Origin of the sequence: Cryobacterium sp. TMT3-29-2, assembly GCF_004564305.1 — a bacterium.
In the GTDB taxonomy this organism is placed as follows: domain Bacteria; phylum Actinomycetota; class Actinomycetes; order Actinomycetales; family Microbacteriaceae; genus Cryobacterium; species Cryobacterium sinapicolor.
This window is the reverse complement of the sequence record NZ_SOGK01000086.1, coordinates 1-4,453: the sequence shown is the minus strand read 5'-3', so window position 1 is coordinate 4,453 and position 4,453 is coordinate 1. Positions and strand designations below refer to the sequence as shown.

The window sequence follows — 4,453 nt, the reverse complement described above, 5'->3', positions numbered from 1 at the left end:
GCCGGCATCCGCGCCGTCGCCGTGCCGCTCTGGATGCGGGACGCCCCCACGACCGCCGCGCTGGCCGCGGAGGCGCTGGCCCTCGGCGGCATGGGCGCCCACCCCGCCCAACGCGCTCACGCCTGAGGCCCGACCCCGCCCGACACTGGACCTCCCCCCGGCGACCGGTCTAGGGTCACGGCATGACAGTGATCGGATTCCACGCCTCCCACGAACAGATCCATCCCTCCGAGTTGCTCCGCGCGGTGCAACGGGCGGAGCAGGCCGGCTTCACCGCGGCCATGTGCTCCGACCATTTCGCGCCCTGGAGCGAGCGGCAGGGGCAGTCGGCCTTCGCCTGGGCCTGGCTCGGGGCCGCACTGCAGTCGACCGGCCTCCCGTTCGGCGTCGTGAACGCGCCGGGCCAGCGCTACCATCCCGCGATCATCGCGCAGGCAGCGGCGACGCTGGCCGCCATGTACGAGGGCCGCTTCTGGGTGGCGCTCGGGTCGGGAGAGGCCGCCAATGAGCACATCACCGGCGACGGCTGGCCCCGCAAGGACGTGCGGAACGAACGGCTCCTCGAATCGGTGCAGATCATCCGCGCCCTCCTCGCCGGCGAGGAGGTAAGCGCCGACGGTCTGGTGAGGGTCGACCGGGCCAGGCTCTGGACTCGCCCGGAGACACCGCCTCTCCTGCTGGCCGCCGCCGTGAGCGCCGAGACGGCGGGCTGGGCGGCGGACTGGGCCGACGGGCTCGCGACCATCGCCCAGCCGGCACCGACGCTGCGCCGGGTCATCGGCAGCTACCGCGATGCGGGCGGCACCGGGCCGGTCGCCCTGCAGGTGCACCTGAGTTACGCCGACAGCGACGGCGAGGCACTGTCGATCGCGCACGACCAGTGGCGCACCAACGTGTTCTCGCCGCCGCTGTGCTGGGATCTCGACACCCCGGAAGCGTTCGACGAGGCAGCGAAGCATGTGCCGCCGGAGGCGATGCGCGACTCCGTGCTCATCTCCCCCGATCCCGGGCAGCACGCCGACTGGCTGGCCTCCCTGATCGAGCTCGGCGTCGACGAGATCTACCTGCACCACGTGGGCCAGGACCAGGACCGCTTCATCGACGTGTTCGGCGAGCACGTGCTGCCCCGGCTCCACCCCACCAGGAAGGCATCCGCGTGAAGGTCACCGACACCAGCGACCTGTGGTGGAAGAGCGCCATCGTGTACTGCCTCGACGTCGAGACGTTCATGGACTGGAACAACGACGGAACCGGGGACTTCACCGGCCTGGCCCACCGCATCGATTACCTGAACGAACTCGGGGTGACCTGCCTCTGGCTCATGCCGTTCTATCCGACACCGGATCGGGACGACGGCTACGACATCACCGACTTCTACTCGGTCGACCCCCGGCTGGGCCATCTCGGCGACCTGGTCGAAACAATCCGGCTCGCGAAGGATCGAGGGATGCGTGTGATCGCGGACCTGGTGATCAACCACACCTCCGACCAGCATCCGTGGTTCATCTCGGCCCGGTCCAGCCGCAACTCCCCCTACCGCGACTACTACGTCTGGCGCGACGAGCCGCCGGCGAAACAGGGCGAGCCGGTCTTCCCCGACCAGGAGACCAGCAATTGGGAACTTGATCCGAAAACCGGCCAGTACTATCAGCACGTCTTCTACAAGCATCAGCCCGACCTCAACGTGACCAACCCGGTGGTGCGCGACGAGATCGCCAAGGTGATCGGCTTCTGGTTGGAGCTGGGCCTGTCGGGATTCCGCGTCGATGCGGTCCCGTTCCTGCTCGAGACGACCGATGTGGTCGGCGGCAAGGGCGCCTTCCCGGACCCGCACGACTACCTGCGTGCGCTGCGGGCGTTCCTCGGACGTCGCTCCGGCGACGGGGTGCTCCTCGGCGAAGTGAACCTGCCCCGCGCCGAGCAGGCCCTGTATTTCGGCGGCGCCGAGGGCGACGAACTGACGATGCAGTTCGACTTCATCGGTATGCAGCAGATGTACCTGTCCCTGGCCCGGGCGGATGCCTCCCCGCTGATCGACGCCCTGCAGTCGCGTCCGATCGGGTCGCCGGACTCGCAGTGGGCCAACTTCGTGCGCAATCACGACGAGCTGACCCTGGACAAGCTGACCGATGCGGAGCGCGCCGAAGTCTTCGCCGCCTTCGGCCCGGAGGAGAGAATGCAGGTGTTCGGTCGCGGGCTGGTGCGGCGACTGCCCCCGATGCTCGACGGCGATCCCCGTCGCGTGCGAATGGTCTACAGCCTGCTGTTCTCCCTGCCGGGAACCCCGGTGCTGTTCTACGGCGAGGAGATCGGCATGGGCGAGAACCTGGAGGAGAAGGGCAGATTGGCCGTGCGCACCCCGATGCAGTGGAACGACGGCAAGAACGGCGGTTTCTCCCTTGCTCCCCAGTCGAAACTCTGCGCCGGCGTGGTCGAGGGCGGTTTCGGGCCGGCCCATGTCAACGTGCGCAGCCAGCGGCGCGATCACGATTCACTGCTGGGCTTCATTCAGACTCTGATCCGGCACTATCGCAACGCACCGGAATTCGGTTGGGGCGCCTTCGCGGTGCTCGAGCAGCCGGACCCCGCGGTGCTCGCCCACATGCTCAGCCTGGAGGATGGCCGCGTGGTGGCCTTGCACAACTTCAGTTCCGAGCCGACCGAGGTTCGCTTTTCCGTTCCGGCGCCCCGCGGAGCCACGCATCTGGACGACCTGTTCACGGGCGAGTCACTCCCGCTGACCAAGGCGGGACGGGCCGACGTCCCCCTGGACGGCTACGGCTACCGCTGGTTCCGGGTCGAGAACGGGCCGGACCCGCACCGCTACTGAGTGAGGTCGATCCGGGGCCCGTGATACCGTTAGCCACGCTTATGATATTTGCCGCCGGGTATTAGCGCGGATTTCCGGATGGCCTCATCCGGAAGGACGTTTTTGTCATGCCCGAAAATCGCACCGATTCCCCAGGGACGCCACCCGCCACCCTGATCCTCGCGATCACCGCCTGCCCCACCGGCATCGCGCACACCTATATGGCGGCCGAGAAACTCGAATCCGCGGCCGGGGAGCTCGGCTACGACGTGCGGATCGAGACCCACGGCTCCGTGGGGGTCGAGGGCACCTTCAGCTCGGATGAGATCACGCGCGCGGAGGCGATCGTCGTCGCGGCCGACACCCAGATCGACCTGTCCCGGTTTGCCGGCAAGCGCCTCATCTCAGCCAAGGTCGCCGATGGAATCCACCACCCGCAGCAGCTGATCGCGCAGGCCCTGGCCGCCGAACCCCGCGCTGCGGGCACCCCCGACGCGCCCGCCGGCCCGGCCGCCGGCAAAGCCGACTTCGGAGGCACGCTGTACCGCGCGCTGATGAACGGCGTCTCCTACATGATCCCGTTCGTCGTGGTCGGCGGGCTCCTCATTGCCATCTCGCTCTCGCTCGGCGGCGAGGCAACCCCGCAGGGCCTCGTCATCCCGGAGGGCAGCTTCTGGCTGACGATCAACCAGATCGGCGTGATCGGCTTCACCCTGATGGTGCCCATCCTCTCCGGATTCATCGCCTACGCGATCGCCGACCGGCCGGGGCTCGCACCGGGCATGATCTGCGGCTGGATCGCCACGACCGGCTCCTTCTACAACTCCGAATCGGGCGCCGGCTTCATCGGCGGCATCGTCACCGGTTTCCTCGTCGGCTTCGTCGCCCTCGGCATCAAGAAGATCCCCGTGCACCGTTTCATCCGCCCGATCATGCCGATCCTCGTCATCCCCGTGCTCACCACCGTGATCGTCGGAGGTGCCTTCGTACTCGCGCTCGGCCGGCCGATCAGCTGGGTCTTCGAGAGCATGACCACATTCCTCACCGGCCTCGAAGGCGGCAGCGTCGTCATCCTCGGCCTGATTCTGGGCGCGATGGTGGCCTTCGACATGGGCGGCCCGATCAACAAGACCGCGTTCCTCTTCGGTGGCGCCCTGATCGCGGCCGGAAACCCGGCCCCGATGGGCATGGTCGCGGCCGCCATCGCCGTGCCGCCGCTCGGCATGGGCCTGGCCACCCTGATCCGCGGCCGGCACTTCTCCAAGCCGGAACGGGAAGCCGGCATCGCCGCCCTGTTCATGGGCTTTTTCGGCATCACCGAGGGTGCCATCCCGCTCGCCGCCGCCAAGCCCCTCCAGGTCATCCCCGCCAACATGATCGGTGGCGCCGTTGCCGGCGGCATCGCCGCCCTGGTCGGCGTGACCGACTCGGTCCCGCACGGCGGTCCGATCGTCGCCGTCTTCGGCGCGGTCTCCGGCGTGCCGATGTACTTCGTGGCCCTCATCACCGGTGCGGTCGTCACGGCCCTCGTGGCCGTGCTGCTGCTCGGCATTTCCGCCCGTCGCGCCGGCCGACGCGAGGCGCCCGCCGAGCCCGCCGCGCCCGCCGCCGGGACCGCTGCCGAGGCATCCGTCGCGGGAGGCG

Annotated in this window: 3 protein-coding genes; all 3 read left to right on the top strand. The window is 68.8% G+C overall.

The features are described 5' to 3' along the window. The first annotated feature begins 182 nt into the window (after nucleotides 1-182). Complete coding sequence (locus tag E3O67_RS09945; protein WP_135102607.1) at nucleotides 183-1,160, top strand: TIGR03885 family FMN-dependent LLM class oxidoreductase; 978 nt, start codon at nucleotides 183-185, stop codon at nucleotides 1,158-1,160. Beyond that, nucleotides 1,157-2,830 carry an alpha-amylase family protein gene (locus tag E3O67_RS09940; protein WP_134433224.1) on the top strand — a complete coding sequence of 558 codons (1,674 nt, stop codon included), beginning with the start codon at nucleotides 1,157-1,159 and terminating at the stop codon, nucleotides 2,828-2,830. The genes E3O67_RS09945 and E3O67_RS09940 overlap by 4 nt, the downstream gene beginning before the upstream one ends. 107 nt (nucleotides 2,831-2,937) lie before the next feature. Further along, nucleotides 2,938-4,453: PTS fructose transporter subunit IIC (locus tag E3O67_RS09935; RefSeq protein ID WP_135102606.1), on the top strand; the 1,516-nt coding region annotated here is incomplete at its 3' end.